14 protein-coding genes are annotated in these 15,285 nt (G+C 70.9%); 4 read left to right on the top strand and 10 right to left on the bottom strand.

From position 1 onward, the window contains the following. Positions 1-68: 68 nt before the first annotated feature. The 3 genes from GTZ93_RS02015 to GTZ93_RS02005 all read right to left on the bottom strand — a co-directional run bounded on the left by GTZ93_RS02015 (position 69) and on the right by GTZ93_RS02005 (position 1,722). Positions 69-797: a phosphatase PAP2 family protein gene (locus GTZ93_RS02015; protein WP_120574714.1), complete on the bottom strand. Its 729-nt coding sequence runs from the start codon at positions 795-797 to the stop codon at positions 69-71. Between the two features lie 74 nt (positions 798-871). Further along, positions 872-1,309, bottom strand: a complete 438-nt coding sequence (locus GTZ93_RS02010; protein ID WP_139915735.1) for an ExbD/TolR family protein — start codon at positions 1,307-1,309, stop codon at positions 872-874. Then, positions 1,309-1,722 carry an ExbD/TolR family protein gene (locus GTZ93_RS02005; RefSeq protein WP_120574716.1) on the bottom strand — a complete coding sequence of 138 codons (414 nt, stop codon included), beginning with the start codon at positions 1,720-1,722 and terminating at the stop codon, positions 1,309-1,311. The genes GTZ93_RS02010 and GTZ93_RS02005 overlap by 1 nt, the downstream gene beginning before the upstream one ends. 299 nt (positions 1,723-2,021) lie before the next feature. Here GTZ93_RS02005 and GTZ93_RS02000 point away from each other — a divergent pair, with 299 nt between their 5' ends. From GTZ93_RS02000 to GTZ93_RS01990, 3 genes are all read left to right on the top strand, one after another. Beyond that, positions 2,022-3,326 (top strand): HNH endonuclease, encoded by a 1,305-nt coding sequence (locus GTZ93_RS02000; protein ID WP_306464176.1) that lies wholly within the window; start codon positions 2,022-2,024, stop codon positions 3,324-3,326. Beyond that, entirely contained in the window at positions 3,326-3,802 is a 477-nt protein-coding gene (locus GTZ93_RS01995; protein ID WP_139915734.1) for an SMI1/KNR4 family protein, read from the top strand. The genes GTZ93_RS02000 and GTZ93_RS01995 overlap by 1 nt, the downstream gene beginning before the upstream one ends. Before the next feature lie 108 nt (positions 3,803-3,910). Continuing rightward, entirely contained in the window at positions 3,911-5,317 is a 1,407-nt protein-coding gene (locus GTZ93_RS01990; RefSeq protein ID WP_139915733.1) for an NAD-dependent succinate-semialdehyde dehydrogenase, read from the top strand. A 14-nt stretch (positions 5,318-5,331) separates the two neighbouring features. Here the strand turns inward: GTZ93_RS01990 and GTZ93_RS01985 are convergent, their stop codons facing one another. After that, the gene (locus GTZ93_RS01985) at positions 5,332-6,456 is read right to left on the bottom strand and encodes a coiled-coil domain-containing protein (protein WP_139915732.1); all 1,125 of its coding nucleotides are present in this window, start codon (positions 6,454-6,456) and stop codon (positions 5,332-5,334) included. Between the two features lie 147 nt (positions 6,457-6,603). Here GTZ93_RS01985 and GTZ93_RS01980 point away from each other — a divergent pair, with 147 nt between their 5' ends. Continuing rightward, complete coding sequence (locus tag GTZ93_RS01980) at positions 6,604-7,578, top strand: COX15/CtaA family protein (RefSeq protein ID WP_139915731.1); 975 nt, start codon at positions 6,604-6,606, stop codon at positions 7,576-7,578. A gap of 3 nt (positions 7,579-7,581) precedes the next feature. On the opposite strand, the gene GTZ93_RS01975 is transcribed toward GTZ93_RS01980, so the two are convergent. The 6 genes from GTZ93_RS01975 to GTZ93_RS01950 form a co-directional block, all read right to left on the bottom strand. Then, entirely contained in the window at positions 7,582-9,072 is a 1,491-nt protein-coding gene (locus GTZ93_RS01975; RefSeq protein ID WP_390624846.1) for an ABC transporter permease/substrate-binding protein, read from the bottom strand. Beyond that, positions 9,069-9,818 carry an ATP-binding cassette domain-containing protein gene (locus GTZ93_RS01970; RefSeq protein ID WP_139915755.1) on the bottom strand — a complete coding sequence of 250 codons (750 nt, stop codon included), beginning with the start codon at positions 9,816-9,818 and terminating at the stop codon, positions 9,069-9,071. The genes GTZ93_RS01975 and GTZ93_RS01970 overlap by 4 nt, the downstream gene beginning before the upstream one ends. A gap of 15 nt (positions 9,819-9,833) precedes the next feature. Then, on the bottom strand, positions 9,834-10,784 hold the full coding sequence (locus GTZ93_RS01965; protein WP_222595310.1) for a hypothetical protein: 951 nt from the start codon (positions 10,782-10,784) through the stop codon (positions 9,834-9,836). A gap of 99 nt (positions 10,785-10,883) precedes the next feature. Next, positions 10,884-11,567 (bottom strand): DUF4142 domain-containing protein, encoded by a 684-nt coding sequence (locus tag GTZ93_RS01960; protein WP_139915730.1) that lies wholly within the window; start codon positions 11,565-11,567, stop codon positions 10,884-10,886. A gap of 130 nt (positions 11,568-11,697) precedes the next feature. Next, positions 11,698-12,720: a hypothetical protein gene (locus GTZ93_RS01955; RefSeq protein ID WP_139915729.1), complete on the bottom strand. Its 1,023-nt coding sequence runs from the start codon at positions 12,718-12,720 to the stop codon at positions 11,698-11,700. Between the two features lie 140 nt (positions 12,721-12,860). Continuing rightward, positions 12,861-15,284, bottom strand: coding sequence for a hypothetical protein (locus GTZ93_RS01950; RefSeq protein WP_139922002.1), 2,424 nt, complete (start codon positions 15,282-15,284; stop codon positions 12,861-12,863). Between the last annotated feature and the right edge of the window lies 1 nt (position 15,285).

Genomic DNA, 15,285 nt, shown 5'->3' with positions numbered 1-15,285 from the left:
GGACACAGGGAGAGGTTCGAAAAGAGTGATGGCCCCTTCATCACGCTTGGGGGCCGTGGGCGCAAGGCTCATTCCACGGGACGCTGGGCCTCTTCCCGCAGGGCGGGGCTGCGGCGGCGCACGGTGCGGGCGGCGACGGTGACGAACAGGGCCCACGCGAGCCCGGCCACCCAGCCACCGAGCACGTCCGTGGGGTAGTGCACGCCCAGGTACACGCGGGTGCAGCCCACCAGGACGGAGAGCACCAGGGCCACGGAGAGGAGGTAGACCTTCACGCGGCGGTGCTCGGCGAACTGGGCCAGCAGCGCGCCCAGGGTGAGGTAGGTGATGGCGGACAGCATGGCGTGGCCGCTGGGGAAGCTGGTGGACATCGTCTCGGTGAGGTGGGGCACCACCGAGGGGCGCGGGCGGTGGAACAGGTTCTTGAGCAGCGCGTTGAGGATCCACCCACCGACGATGGCGGACAGGACGAAGAGGCTGGTGCGGTAGCGGCGGGCCACCACGAGGAAGCCGCACACGGCCGCGGTGAGGAGCGCCAGGACGGGGAAGCCGCCCAGGGACGTCACGTCGCGCGCGGTCTCCGCGAGCCACCACGGGCCTCGGGGGAGCCCTGGGTCTTCGGGACGACGCAGGGAGCGCACGATGCGCTCGTCGATGTCCTGCGTGTCGCCTTCATGCACTTCATCCGACAGGACGACGAAGCCCAGGACGCACGCGACCACGAGCAGCAGCAGCCCCAGGGGCCGCGTCACCATCACGTCCCAACCCGACACCCACCGCCATGGCCCTCGTGACATGACCGTGACTTAGGACAGCGGTTGCGGGCTGGCCACGGGCTTTTCGCGGCGAGTGTCGGGCAGGCTCCAGGTGCTCAGGGGTTCTGGACGGACAGGCCCAGCGCTTCAGCACCGGCGGCCTTCGCGCCGTCGAGGGCGCTGATGAGCCGTGTGTAGGGGGCCCGCGCGTCCGGCTGGAAGAACAGGCCGCGCTGGCCCTTGGGACGGGCCTCCAGGAAGGCGCGCAGGCGCGGCACGAATTCGGCTTCGCTCACGGGCTCGCCTTCCAGGAGCAGCGAGCCGTCCGCGGTGAGGCGTATGAGGCCGGGGGCCAGCTCCTTCGACGGCGGGGGCTCTTCGGTCGGGGATGTCTGTGCGAACGGGAGCTGGAGTTGAAACTCCCCGCGCATGAGCGGGGTCACGACCATGAAGATGATCAACAGCACGAGGACCACGTCCACGAGCGGCGTGACGTTGATGTCCGACTGGATACCGGACTGGGGCTTCACCACGACGGGGCGTCTTGCGTGCATCAGTTCTTCCTCATGGAGACACCCAGGGACACTTTCAGAGCACCCGCGTCCCGCGACTGTTGCAGCACACCAAGGACATCGCCGCAGGTGAGCGTCTCATCGGCCTTGAGGAGCAGCTTGCGGTCGGGACGGGCGCGCAGCTCCTGCTGGACGCGTTCCTGGAAGCGCGCGGCGTCCGGGAAGGACTCGTTGCCGACGTACAGCATCTTGTCCGCGGTGAGGGAGAAGACCAGTGGCTCGGGCTTCTCGCGCGGCTCGCCCTGCGCGGCAGTGGGCAGGGTGACGTCCTTGTCCTGCTGGGCCAGCGGGGTCACGACCATGAAGATGATCAACAGCACCAGCACCACGTCGACCAAGGGGGTGACGTTGATGTCGGCCTTCACTCCGCCCCTGCCTCCCACGGCCATTCCCATGCACAGCCTCCGCGCGAGCTCCTGCGAGTCGGAAGCCATGGGACCACGGGGCCGGGATGCCGTTGGCCGTGGGCAGTCGGTGGTTCGGTCATGATTCGGTCACGGGTGATGTTCGTATTCTCCAAACGAGGCATCACCAGGAGGCCCATATGCGATGGCATGGATGGTTGACGCTTGCATGCGTCGCCTTGCTGACCACTGGCTGTGCGTCCGCCCCCTTCGAGCCTGATTCCCCAGACTCCACCGAGGACGTGCTCGGCCCCTTCCTGAAGGGTTCATCGCCCGCGGCCTTCGTGGCCATGCAGCGAGGGGTGAACATGGCCCAACTGGTGGAATCGCTGAGTCATTGGGATGCCGTCCGCTTGGGAGCACTGGGCCCGATGGACGCGAAGGCCTCCGAAGTTCTTGGACGGAAACGCGCGGCCTTTCTCGTCAGTGCCACGGAGCAATTCGGCGTGGCCCGAGCCGAGGTGTTCGCCCTCTTCATCCTCCACTCCACATGCGATGACGAGATGCGTGCCGTGCTCAACCTGCTGGCCAAGGACAAGCAACTCGGCCAGACGCTCGGCGCGATGGCTGCCGTCCGCGAGCAACTGCACGAGCGTGGCCTGATGATTGAGGCACACGCCGAGCGCCCTGAACGCAGCGGTGATGTCCTCCGAGGCCTGGGGCGGGCCGGCCGGGACGCGCTCGCCAGCAGTGACGTAAGTGCTGGAGCCCGCTACCTTGAGCTGTCTTCCAAGCGCCAGCAACTGCCTCCGCCATACCGTCAGGCCCTCGATGAGGTGGAGCAGTCCCTCATGGAGCAGCACTTCGCGGCGGACAGTGTGGCGCTGGGGAGCTTCGATCACCTGACCTTTGGCGTACCGCTGGGCTTCTTCCACCTGGCGGCAGGGACGGCGCAGGGGACGTCTTCGCTGGCCTCAGGCAGATACGAGCAGGCCACGCGCGAGTTGGCGCCAGCAGCGCTGATGGTCGCGCTGTATGCAGGCGGCAAGGGGGCACGTGCGCTCCGGGAGTCTGCCGCCCCTGTCCTCAGCATGGAGAGGCTGAAAACCGTAGTGGCTCGACTGGAGGAACAGCTCGGGCTCAATGCGGCCCGCGGCGTGCTGAGGTATCTCCAGGCCCGCCGGGAGAATGCCTACCTCGCCGCCGAGTGGGGCGAGGCTGGCGTTCTGGCCCTGCATGAAACCCGAGGCAATGCGGCGAAGGCCCAGGCCATGTTGGCTCAGGCCGATCGTGACCGGCCAAGGACACCGCCAGCCCGCGCTGCTTCCAGCGCATCCACGGAAGGCTTTTCCACTGACGCCCCAATCCAGAACGCGCATCTGGCTGGGAAGAAACATCCGGTTACCGACGTCCCCTTCGACGCCGAGGGCTACCCTGACTTCAACGCGGCCGGGGTCGTGAAGACCGAGGTGAGGATCCCCTATACTGGTTCGCGCGCCGGGGATTTCGCCGCCGCGAACAAGGCGGCGGGCTTGAAGCAGACGCCCAAGGGAATGACCTGGCATCACCATCAGGACCGGACCACCCTTCAGCTGGTTCCCACCGACGTCCACGCCCGGACAGGACACACTGGCGGTTTCTCGGGAGGCCCCTGATGGCTCAGCGCCTGCGGACGACTGAAGGTGGACCATTGCTGAGCGAGGCGGACCTTGTCGCGTTCGAGCAGCGGTTCAGGCTCAAGCTCCCACTTCCGCTTCGTGAATTCCTGCTGACCACCAACGGAGGCAGGCCGGAGCGCGACCTCTTCAAGCTCCAGGGCCTTTCAGGGAATCCCATCGGCCGGATCCACTTCTTCTTCGGGCTCAACGACCCCGTCGAGTCCTGCAACCTGGACTGGAACCTGGAGGTCTTCCGGGATCGCCTTCCGCCGGGTCTGCTCCCCATCGCGACAACAGAAGGCGCGGACAAGGTCTGCCTGTCCGTGACCGGCGCCACAGCGGGCCAGGTGTTCTACTGGGACGCGCATGCCCGGCCGGGCATGAACAGCGTCCACCTGCTGGCGGAAGACCTCGACACCTTCATCGCGGCGCTCCAGTCGGACGCGCTGTCTCCCACCGTGCTGGAGTCCTGAGTCGCGGTCTCGCGGCGTACGCCCCTGGACGCTCGGACTCCGGAGGCATTGTCACGAGGGTGGGGCCTGTTATCACCCGGTGACGTTCTCACCGGGAGGCACCCGCACATGGCCATCGCCACCATCAGCCCCACCACCGGCAAGACGCTGCGCACGTTCGACGTGCTCTCGTCCGAGGAACTGGAGCGCAAGCTGCAACGGGCCGCGGATTCATTCCGCTCCTACCGCGAGACGTCCTTCGCTGACCGCGCCCGCTGGATGCGCCGCGCCGCTGAAATCCTCGAAGTCGAAGCCGGCCGCTTCGGCCGCATGATGACGGAGGAGATGGGCAAGCCCCTGGAGGCCGCCAAGGCGGAGTCCATCAAGAGCGCCACCGCGTGCCGCTACTACGTCACCCGCGCGGAGAAGCTCCTTCGCGACACGCCCATCGACGTGGATGGCGACACCGCCTTCGTGCGCTATCAGCCCCTGGGCCCCGTTCTCGCCATCATGCCGTGGAACTTCCCCTTCTGGCAGGTCGTGCGCTTCGCCGCCCCCGCCCTCATGGCCGGCAACGTGGGCCTCCTCAAACACGCCAGCAACGTGCCCCAGTGCGCCATCGCACTCGAGGAAATCTTCCGCACCGCCGGCTTCCCTGAAGGCGCCTTCCAATCGCTGTTCATCGAGACGTCGGAGGTGAACCGCGTCATCGAAGACCCTCGCGTGAAGGCCGTCACCCTCACCGGCAGCGAGGGCGCTGGCCGCGCTGTCGGCGCCGCCGCGGGCCGTGCCATCAAGAAGGTCGTCCTGGAACTGGGCGGCAGCGACCCGTTCATCGTCATGCCCAGCGCGGACCTGGACAAGGCCGTGCACACCGCCGTGTCCGCGCGCCTCATCAACAACGGCCAGTCCTGCATCGCCGCCAAGCGCTTCATCGTCGCCGAGCCCATCGCCCAGGAGTTCGAACGCCGCTTCGTCGAACGCATGAAGAGCATGGTGGTCGGTGACCCCATGGATCCGAAGACCGACGTCGGTCCGCTCGCCACGCCCGGCATCCTCGAAGGGCTGCACGCCCAGGTGCAGGAGAGCGTGAAGGCCGGCACCCGGCTGCTGCTCGGCGGCAAGCCCCAGGGCGGTCCCGGCAACTTCTACCCGCCCACCGTCCTGGCGGATCCGCCGCCGAAGGCCCCCGCCTTCCATGACGAACTCTTCGGCCCCGTGGCCACGCTGCTGCGCGCCCGCGACCTGGAGCACGCCATCGAGCTGGCCAACGCGACACCCTTCGGCCTGGGCGCCAGCGTGTGGACCCAGGACGCGAACGAACAGCGCCGGCTCATCGACGGCATCGAGGCCGGCATGGTGTTCGTCAACGCGCTCGTCGCATCCGACGCGCGCCTGCCCTTCGGCGGCGTGAAGCACTCCGGCCACGGCCGCGAGCTGGCCGACCTGGGCATCCGCGAGTTCGTCAACGCGAAGACCGTCCGCATCACCGGCGCATCCGGCGCGCCACCGCCGTCGAAGCACGCGGGCGAATAGCCCCGCCCCGTCCGTCAGCGCGTACGCACCCGGCCATCCACGGGCGCGCCGTGCACCTCTTCCAGCGCGGACGTCACGGCGTCCACCTCCGCGCCCAGCTGCTCCACGCTATGGCGCAGGCCCGCGCCGGCCACGTCCGCGTCCGCCGCGTCCGCCGAGCGCACCCGCAGCACCTGGGCGTAGAGGTTCTCCAGGGTGTACGCGAGCCGCGTGAACTCGGCCTCCAGCCGGTCCGCCGCCTTCGTCAGCTCCGCGCGCTGGCGCACCTGTTCATCCAGCACCTGCAACGCCGCGCGCAGCCGGTCGCGCACCACCACGTCTTCCTCCGCGGCCCAGCGCGTCTCCAGCTTCTTGCGCTCGTCCGCCAGCCGCTGCACGTCCTCCGGCGGCGCCACCGTGCGCAGCTCTCGTTCGCGGCGGACGAGCTCGTGGCAGCTCTTGCGCAGGTCCTGCACGGTGCGCTCCGGCGAGCGCACCATCTCCTGCAACACACCCTTCCCCGCTCGCAGCTCCGCGAGCAGCTTCTCGCAGACGGCGTCCACGCGCGTCAGGCGCGGATCCACCGGCGCCTCCGGCACCTTCGCCTGGGTCAGCACCGGCGCGGGCGGTTCCTCCACGCGCGTCAGCAGGGGGTTGTTGCGCGGGCGCAGGTGCTTCGCCGCGCCCTTGAAGAACGCGAGCGCCACGAACACCAGCCACCAGTACTGCTGCGGCAATCGCACCACCGTGGCCACGCACGCCAGCGCGACGACGAGCTGCCCCACGCCCACCACCGGGTTGCGCGAGGCCTCCTCCCGAGCCGCCTTCTCCGCACGCTTCGCATCGCGGTGCGCCTGCTGCTGAGCGATGTACGCGTCGCGTTTGGCATGCCGCTCCGCGCGGCGCAGGGCGTCCTTCGACTCGCGCTCCCACTGCTTCTCCCACCGCTGGCGCTCCCGCTCCGCGCCGCGCTCCCACTCCCGTTCCCAGCGGTCGCGCTCCTTCTCGGTGGGCAGGCGGCCCATCCGGCGCACCCACGCCTCCAGGGCCGCGTCCTTGCGCGCGCGCCCCTCCTCGATGGCCGCTTCCAGCCGGCGCAGGCGCTCCGCCGCGTCGTGAGGGGGCGAGGAGGCAGGGGGCGCTTCGCGGTCTCGGGGCACGAGGTGACGCTAACAACTTCCCCCGGGGTTGGGGACTGTCGTGGGTGGCCCCATAAGCGCAGGTGTTGAGCCATTGGCGCGCGGCGGGCAGGCGGACACGGGCACGCGGTGGTCCCCTGTAAACGGATGCGGTACTGGGAGGGCACGATGACCCTTCCCACCGCCGCGACCCGCCGCTTCCAGTGGTTCAGCATGGGCGTGCTCCTCTACAGCCTGGGCGTCATCCTCTGGGGCGCGTTCGTGCGCGCCACCGGCTCCGGCGCGGGCTGCGGCGACCACTGGCCCGTCTGCAACGGCGAGGTGCTGCCGCGAGCCCCCACCCTCCAGACCCTCATCGAGTACACCCACCGTGTCACCAGCGGCCTGGCCACGGTGCTCGCCGTCGTCCTCTACGTCTGGGGCCGCCGCGAGTTCCCCAAGAGCCACCCGGGCCGCCGCGCGGCGTTCTGGGCGCTGGTGTTCATGCTCACGGAGGGCCTGGTGGGCGCGGGCATCGTGTTGCTCAAGTACGTGGCGCAGGACGCGCGCCTGGGCCGCGCGGTGTGGATGGGCGTGCACCTGACCAACACCTTCCTCCTGGTGGGCGCGCAGACGATGGTGGTGTGGGCCTCCAAGGGCCGCGCGCGCATGGTGCTCCAGGGCCAGGGCGTCGTGGGCGCGCTGCTGGGCGGGAGCATCGTCGGCATGCTGGTGCTGGGCGTCAGCGGCGCGGTGGCCGCGCTGGGCGACACGCTCTTCCCCGCCACCAGCCTCACGCACGGCTTCGAGCAGGACCTGTCGGAGACGGCGCACGTGCTCTTGCGCCTGCGCATGTTCCACCCGGCCATCGCGGTGGCCATGGGCGCGCTGCTGGTGTTCGGCGGCCGTCAGGTGGCGCGGCTGCGGCCCTCGCCGGACGTGCGGCGCGCGTCCACGTGGCTCACCGCCATGTACGTGGCGCAGCTGTGCGCGGGCATCATCAACCTGGTGCTGCTGGCGCCGGTGACGATGCAGCTGGTGCACCTGCTGCTCGCGGACTGCGTGTGGATGTGCGTGGTGCGGCTGTGCGCGGCGGGGCTCGCGGAGGACGCGCCGCGCCTGGAGCCCGCTGCCGAGCCAGCCTCCCGCGTGGAGCCGGTGTAGCGCTCAGCCGCGCAGGCCCCGGGGTACCAGCACCCGGGCCACCGCTTCGAAGAGGCCGCTGACCGCGAGCGCGAGCACCGCCGCGGGCACCGCGCCCTCCAGGATGAGGCCCACGTCGTCCAGGCGGATGCCGGTGAGGATGGGCTGGCCGTAGCCGCCCGCGCCCACCAGCGCGCCCAGCGTGGCGGTGCCCACGTTGATGACCGCCGCCGTCTGGATGCCCGCGAGGATGGACGCCGCCGCCATCGGCAGCTCGATGCGCCACAGCCTCGCGCCGGAGGGCAGGCCCAGCGCCTCCGCGGATTCGCGCACCTCCCACGGGATGCCCTGCAGCCCCGCCGCCGTGTTCCGCACGATGGGCAACAGGCTGTAGAGGAACAGCGCCGCGATGGCCGGCTTCGAGCCGATGCCCAGCAGCGGAATCATGAACACCAGCAGCGCCAGCGACGGCACCGTCTGGATAACGCTCGACAGGCCCAGCACGCCCTGCCCCAGGCGCGGACGGCGCGCGGCCACCACGCCCAGCGGGATGGCCAGCGCGATGGCCGCCATCAGCGACAGCCCCACGAGGAACAGGTGCTCGCGCGTGCGCTGCCAGATGCGCGCACCCCGCCCATCCGTGTGCACCTCCGTCGTCAGGCCCAATGAAGCCTGGAGGAAGTCCGCCGCCACCTGGGCCTCAGGCACGTGCTCCAGCCGCGCGCGGGCGTTGAGCCGCACCATCTCCGCTTCCGTCAGCGAGCCCTCCAGCCGGCGCAGCGCCTGGACCACCCGAGGCGCTCGCGTCTCCAGGTCCGCGCGATAGAGGAGCACGGCGTCGTACGCGGGGAAGTGGTGCCGGTCGTCCTCCAGCACGCGCAGCCCGTAGGCGGCGATCTCCGCGTCCGTGGAGTACAGGTCCGTGAGCTGGATGGCGCCGCTCTCCATGCCCCGGTACGCCAGGTCATGGTCCAGGCCACGCACGTCGCGCTGGGGCAGGCCGTATGCGTCGCGCAGCGCGGGCCAGCCGTCGCCCCGCTGCATGAACTCGTTGCTGAAGCCCACACGCAGCTCCGGGTGCACCTTCAAGTCGGAGATGCGGCGGATGCCCAGCCGCTCCGCCTCTGCCTCCTTCATGCCCAGCGCGTAGGTGTTGTTGAAGCCCAGCGACGCGCTCATCCGCAGGCCTTCGTCCGCGAGCGCCTTCCTCAGCGCGTCGTCGTCCGGCAGCGCGCGCCCCACGAGCAGCTCCTGCCGCAGCGTGCCGGTGTACTCGGGATAGACGTCCAGCTCGCCCCGGCGCAGCGCCTCCCACAGCACCGTGGTGCCGCCCAGCTCGCGCCGGTGCGAGGCCCGCGCGCCCGCGTGCGCCGCCACCTGCGTCACCATCTCCCCGAGGATGACGGACTCGGTGAACTTCTTGGACCCTACGCGCACCTGGGGCCCGCCACCTTCAGTGCTCGTGCACGCGACGGTGAGCAACAGCAGCCACGCCAGCGACAGCGCGCGCATCATCCCGGCCTCCGCAGGGGCAGCGGGCGCTGCGCCTGGATGAAGCGCGTGACGAACGGATCCGTAGGACGCGCCTCCATCTCGTCCAGCGTACCCTGCTGCACCACCTGGCCATCGCGCATCAGCACGATGCCGTCTCCCAGGAAGGCCGCTTCCGCCAGGTCGTGGGTGACGAGCACCACCGTCTTGCCCAGTCGCTCGAAGATGCCGCGCAGGTCCGTCTGGAGGTCATGGCGCACCAGCGGATCCAAAGCGCCCAGGGGTTCATCCAGCAGCAGCACGTCCGGGTCCAGCATCAGCGCGCGCATCAACGCCACGCGCTGCCGCTGGCCTCCAGAGAGCTCGCCTGGGAAGCGCTCCAGCGCCTCCTCCGGGAAGCGCGTCAGGTCCATCAATTGCGTCAGTCGCTCGCGGATCCGTGCCTCCGGCCAGCGCAGGTGCCGCGCCATCAACGTGACGTTCCGCGCGCCGGTGAGGTGCGGGAACAGGCCTCCGCCCTGGAGCGCGTAGCCCACGCGTTGGCGCACGGCGAGCAGTGCGTCCGCGTCCTCCGGCAGGGGTTGTCCATCGAAGAGCACGCGGCCGGTCTCGGGCCGGAGCAGGCCGTTGAGCAGCCGCAGCAGCGTGGATTTCCCACAGCCGCTGGGGCCGATGAGCACCGTGGTGGCGCCCTTGGGCAGACTCAAGTCCAGCGGGTGCAGGGCCTGCTCGGCACCGAAGCGCTTGGACACTCCTTCCAGGAGGAACACGAACGCCACGTCCCTTCAGCGCGGAGCGAACACGCCGTTGCAGGTGGTCGGAAAGGGGAAGAGCGCACCCGCCGGGAGGCTGCACGCCGCGAACAGGCCCCAGCCCTTGTAGTTCACGCCGCCGGTCCAGACCTGGACCTCACCGCCACCCTCCTGCGCGGGCGCGGTGAAGCGGACGCAGCGCGTGGCCTGGCCCTCCACGTAGCAGTCGAGCACCTCCACCGGGCCGGCCCCCGGGAGCGCGTCGCGCAGCTCCTCCGCGCTCCGGTCGCGCCAGCGCTCCACCTGGCCCGCGCCCGGCGCCACCGGCCGGAAGATGCTCCAGGAGAAGGTGGACGCGTCACAGCGGATCCGCCCCGCGCGCGTCGTCGAGTCCGCGACCTCGCAGCCCTCCGGGACGAACAGCACCCGCCACGGAAACCGGGGCGGCATGACGAGCGCTGATGGCGACAGCGTGTCACCCTCCGGATTGCCCCGCGTGGCCAGGTACGCGAACAACTCCAGACACCGGCCCAGCCCCGCACGGACGTCGTCGCGCGCCACGCAGCCCAGCTGCCGCACGTGGCCCGCGGAGGGCATCACCGCCGTGACGTAGCCGCCCACCGTGCAGGCGTTCTCACCGGAGCACCGTTCGAAGCGCAGGGACGGGTGCGGCTGTCCACCGAGTGGCAGCTCGCCTCGGGCTTCCGTGAGGCGCGAGCCGAGTCGCGCCTGGACGCGGGCACGGCCGGAGTCCACGGCCTGCGCCTCGCTCCGCCCGGGCTGTTCGTGCAGCCACACGGAGAGCGAGCCGCAGCGGTACGTGCGCGACATGGCGCTGTCCGGGATGGGGACACAGCCTTCGAAGAGGGTGCGCGCGTCTTCGACGAAGGGGCCCGCGGGCGTCACGCCCTCGGAGGGGACCGCGGGGGCCACTGGCGCGGACGCAAGACACGCGCTCAGCAGTCCCCCGAGTGTCACTCCCATCGCCGCGAGTGCCGTGCGCATCCGCAGGGGATAGGCGCCGGACCCGGCCGAGTCAACCGGCCCGTCGGCCCGACGCCCACCGCGCTACACACGCGGGCACTACTTCTTCATCTGCTTCTCGAGCTCCTTCGCCTTCGTCTCGTTGCGGGCGACGACGCTCTCGGTGTCGCTCAGGAGCGCCAGGAAGCTGGCGTCGTTCTTGTACTCCTTGCGGCCCTCCTTGAGGACGTCCTTGCCCTTCTTCTGGTCCTCCGCGATGCGCGACAGGAAGGCCTTGTCGAACTCGGGGCCCTGCTTCGCCTGGAGCTTGGTGATCTCCTCGTTCGACTCGTCGATGGCCTTGCCCAGCTTCTCGCCGGTGCCCTTCATCTTCTCCTGGTAGCCCTGCTGGACGCCGGAGCCGCCCGTGCCCGTCTGGTCCTCGGAGGTGACGTTGCTGTCGCTGAGGGCACTGATCTGCATCTTCTTCTGCTCGGCCCAGGTGCGCAGCTGGCTCTGGCTGTTCTCGTGGTCCTCGCGCAGCTTGGTGGCGAACTCCTTCACCTGCGGATCCGTCGCCTGCTGCTCCGCGAGCCGCGCCAGTTTGATCTGGCGGTTGTTGAAGACGGCCAGCTTGCCCACGTACTGCACGCGCTTCGCGGCCGCCTCACCCACGGCCTTGCCCTGCTTCATCTCGTGCTTGTCCTGCTTGGTCTCCTCGTCGTTGGCGTGGGCCGAGAAGCCCATCAGCCCCGTCACGACCGCCGCCGTCACCGCCCGCGCCTTCCAATTCGTCTTGCTCATGGGCCCTGCCTCCCCCGCCTTCGCGGATGAACGTTTGACGGGGGCAAGGTGTGGACGCGGAAGCCGGGTGCCAGGGCCGCCTGGCTGAACGCCCTCCCCCCGGGTACGAGACCCGAGGGATGAAACCGCCTCACTCCACGGGCAACAGGCCGCGCACCACCGCGCCGCGCCCCAGCGCCGTGGCCTGGGCCCAACCGCGCAGGAGCGCCAGCACCTCCGAGGAGAAGGTGGGTGTGTCGAGCAGCGTGACGGTGGTGGCCATCCCGCCCGTCTGGGCCTGCTCGAAGCGCGCGGTGAGCCAGCAGGCCCCGGCGCCCACGAGCTCGGGCACCGTGCGCGACACCTCCAGCTCCAGCAGCGAGGACGGGGACAGCCACCCTTCCGCCCAGCGCAGCCGCCGCTCCAGCAGCGCGCTCAGGGATTCGCTCGCGGCCGTGGCCTGCGGCGGCAGGGGCTCGCCGTCGCCGGAGGGCAGGTACACCTCGCGCAGGAAGGGCGGCTCGCGGGTCAGCGCGTGCGCCGTCGCGCGCAGCCACAGTCGGCAGTCGCGCAGCACGTCCGCCGTGGCCGCCTCGAACGAGGGCAGCGGGTGGCGTGTCGGTGAACGGCGGCTGCCCTTTCGGTCCGCCTCCACCTCCACGAAGGGAGACACGCGCGCGCAACCCTCCACCGTGCCGTCCACATCCAGCCCCAGCCGCTCCAGCCGCGAGCCCCGGCCCAGACCGCGCCACAGGTCCACGAAGGCCGCCGCCAGTGGCGCCGCGTTCGCGACCGAGTACGGCCGCCACTCCACGCGCTGACACACCACGCGCGCCGACGGCACCCGCGCCCCAGGAGGCCCCAGCCCCAGCGTCAGGTCCTCGCCGCCCACCGCCACGCGAGAGGCCAGCACGTGCCGCACGGGGCCTTCCAGCAGCCACACCTGCAGGGCGCCTCGCGGCACCGCGCCCTCCACGTAGCGCGCGCCCAGCAGCCACAGCTCGCCCTGGATGAGCACGTCCTCGCCCCGGGGCGCGTGCAGGTTCGGCCTCGAGTCCTGACAGCCCAGCACCCAGGCCCCACGGCCCTCCTGGACCCAGCGCACCCGAAGGCCCTCCGGCAACGCCTCCAACGCGCGCCGCGTGGCCTCCGCCTCGCTCATTCCCTCCGCCATTGGGCCCCTCTAACCAAACAGCGCTACGGTATTCTTACGTAATAGCTGTGATTCACCGCCCGTGTCAGCACGTTTTTCGTGGTTTCCCGAGTGGGTGGCAGGAAACCCGGTAGGTCTGGGTGGGGGTACGGCGGGGGAACTCAGGGGGTGGGAGACCGGGTGCCCCAGGCTCCAAAGGCGCGCTCCAGGAGGGCGTCGCTGGAGAGGCCGGGACTGGCCTTGGCGGCTTCGACGTCGAGGCCTTCGCCGTGGCCACGGCCCTGGCCTTCGAAGAGGACCTGGGGTCCGTCGAAGGAGGCGCGCTGGGGGCAGGAGGGGAGCTTCAGGCCGGCGCGCAGCGTGTCGCACGGGAGGGAGCGCGCGTCCTCGTAGGGCGCGGCGGGGGTGCCTTCGGTGCGCAGGTAGCGCACGCGGCCGGACTCGAAGCGCAGGGAGACGAGGTTCGTGCCCAGCAGGGCTTCCACCTCGGTCCGGGGGCGGGCTTCGCGCCACGGGGTGTCGCCGCCCTGCGAGAAGGTGAGCCACGCGCCCCACTTCAAGGCTGGGAGCTGGAGGGCGCGGGTCTCTTCCGGGCGGATGCGCACGGTGCCCCGGAAGGCCTGGCAGTGGGTGGTGTCGCAGAGGGCGCGGCCGGGGTGGCGGGTGTCGGCGTGGCGCTCGTTGTGCGCGGCGACGCGGGCCAGGGCGACGCGGGCTTCGCCCTTGAGCGTGACGTCCTCGGCGGCGACGACCCCGGCCGTGTACTGCACGCGCGTGGTGCGGAAGACGAAGTCGGAGCCACGCCGGGCCTTGAGGGCGCTGGGCGTGGTGGGCACGCCGGGTGGCGGGCGATACGGCGGAGGCGCGGACCAGGTGAAGACGCCCGCGTAGTCGCGGCCACCATCGGGGCCGTCCGGGAAGCGGATGCGCCACGGGCTGCCCAGGCAGACGGCGGGGCCCTTCGCGGTGAGCGCGTCCAGGCGCGAGAAGTCCGGTGGCGCGGCGCGTGGAGTGCCGTCATCGAGGGAGAAGCCGGCGCCCGAGCAGCGGGCCTCCACGGTCGCGGAGGGCAGCAGGCCGAGTACCTGCACTCGCGCGGCCTCCAGTCCCGCCTGGCGGCGCACGCGGGTGAGGAGCGCGGGGAGTTCATCCACGAAGTGCCGGGGCATCTTGCCGGGTCGCACGATGACGGCGACGAGGTCCGCGTCCACGGCGGCGATCCATCCAAACTGCGGGCGGCTCGCGGCGTCGCGCACGGTGCCCGTCTTGGTGGCGACGCCCTTGAGGGCCTTCGATGTGGAGAGGCCGCTGAGCGTGCCTTCGTCCACGTTGCCGGTGAGGAGCGTGAGCACGTCCGGCCGCGCCTCCGCGAGCAGCCGGTACGCCTGCGCCATGCCCCACGGAGACAGGCCATGCGCGGAGCGGAGCCCGATGGCCTCCGTCATGTCCGAAGGCAGGCCGGTGAGCCCCACGGAGGACAGCACGGGGCCCCAAACACCGAAGGCCTTCGGTGCGAGGCCCGTGGCCTCCCAGTCCAGGAACCAGCCGTTGCACGAGCGCAGGAGCGCGAGCCGCGCGTCCACCTTCGCAGGCAGGCCCGCGCCGCAAGCCCACTCCTGCACGCCCTGGCGCGGCGCGAGCAGTGGGGGCGCGTTGGCCTCCGGAGCAGCATGCCCCGCACCTTCGGGTGTGGCGGCTGCGGTCTTCGCAGGTGCGCCGGACTCCACACGGCCCGAGCCCAGGAGTGCGGTGCCGCGCCCCTCGGGTGCAACGACCGTCATCGAACGTGCGCCGGAGCCGCTGGCATCGCGAGGCGAAGCACCTCCTCGCGCGACAACGGTTCCCGCCGCGTACAGGAACGGCTTGAGCGTGGAGCCATAGGGCACCGCGCGGCGCACGTCGCCCTCCGAGAACAACACCTCTCCCGAGTGCCGGCTCACCACCACCGTGGCCGCCTCGGGCGCGAGCACCGCCACGTCCGCCAGCTCCTCCACCGTCAGGGGCGCTGCCCACCGCGCTCCGTCATGACACTGGCGCAGCCTGCGCGTCAGCGCGGCGGGAAACCCCGTGTGCTCACCCAGGATGCGCGCGAGTCCCCTTCTCGCTCGCGACGTGTCCACCGCTGGCGCGCTCGCCACCTCCTTCGCCGCGCGCGACAGCGATTGATAGGGACCGTCACGCCACGCGGGCAGCTCGCCGCTCACCGTCAGGGCGAAAGCTTCGTGGAAGAGCCGGTCCTCACTGGACGCGGGACAGGCCCACCACAGCAACTGATGCGCCAGCTCATGCCGCAGCGCCGTGCGCGTCTTCGCGTCCAGCACGCCGGGCGTGTTCTGCCGCAGCTCCACCACGCCGGGCCGGCCCTGCGCGTTGCGCCCGGGAGTCAGCGACGTGCCCTTCTGAATCGTCACGGTGGCGGGGGCCCTCGTGGGAAGGCCACCCGCCTGCGCCGCGTACTGCGTCTCCAGAGACGTCCAAGCGGCCTGGGCCTCACGGCGCAGGTCCGCCTCGGGCGTCACATCCCCCCGAGTGACGAAGGTGGGCGAAGCCGACAACAGCACGGCGACGGCGACGGCCCACCCCATG

This window comes from Corallococcus exiguus, from assembly GCF_009909105.1.
In the GTDB taxonomy this organism is placed as follows: domain Bacteria; phylum Myxococcota; class Myxococcia; order Myxococcales; family Myxococcaceae; genus Corallococcus; species Corallococcus exiguus.
The sequence above is the reverse complement of the archived record's forward strand: the minus strand, read 5'-3'. Positions and strand labels throughout refer to the sequence as shown.

Bases quoted from the DNA above. Each gene is read 5' to 3' on its own strand.
- GTZ93_RS01980 (WP_139915731.1), top strand. From the start codon at position 6,604: ATGACCCTTCCCACCGCCGCGACCCGCCGCTTCCAGTGGTTCAGCATG.
- GTZ93_RS01990 (WP_139915733.1), top strand. From the start codon at position 3,911: ATGGCCATCGCCACCATCAGCCCCACCACCGGCAAGACGCTGCGCACG.
- GTZ93_RS02015 (WP_120574714.1), bottom strand. From the start codon at position 797: ATGTCACGAGGGCCATGGCGGTGGGTGTCGGGTTGGGACGTGATGGTG.
- GTZ93_RS01960 (WP_139915730.1), bottom strand. From the start codon at position 11,567: ATGAGCAAGACGAATTGGAAGGCGCGGGCGGTGACGGCGGCGGTCGTG.
- GTZ93_RS01995 (WP_139915734.1), top strand. From the start codon at position 3,326: ATGGCTCAGCGCCTGCGGACGACTGAAGGTGGACCATTGCTGAGCGAG.
- GTZ93_RS01955 (WP_139915729.1), bottom strand. From the start codon at position 12,720: ATGGCGGAGGGAATGAGCGAGGCGGAGGCCACGCGGCGCGCGTTGGAG.
- GTZ93_RS02010 (WP_139915735.1), bottom strand. From the start codon at position 1,309: ATGCACGCAAGACGCCCCGTCGTGGTGAAGCCCCAGTCCGGTATCCAG.
- GTZ93_RS02005 (WP_120574716.1), bottom strand. From the start codon at position 1,722: ATGGGAATGGCCGTGGGAGGCAGGGGCGGAGTGAAGGCCGACATCAAC.
- GTZ93_RS01965 (WP_222595310.1), bottom strand. From the start codon at position 10,784: ATGGGAGTGACACTCGGGGGACTGCTGAGCGCGTGTCTTGCGTCCGCG.
- GTZ93_RS02000 (WP_306464176.1), top strand. From the start codon at position 2,022: ATGCAGCGAGGGGTGAACATGGCCCAACTGGTGGAATCGCTGAGTCAT.
- GTZ93_RS01975 (WP_390624846.1), bottom strand. From the start codon at position 9,072: ATGATGCGCGCGCTGTCGCTGGCGTGGCTGCTGTTGCTCACCGTCGCG.
- GTZ93_RS01950 (WP_139922002.1), bottom strand. From the start codon at position 15,284: ATGGGGTGGGCCGTCGCCGTCGCCGTGCTGTTGTCGGCTTCGCCCACC.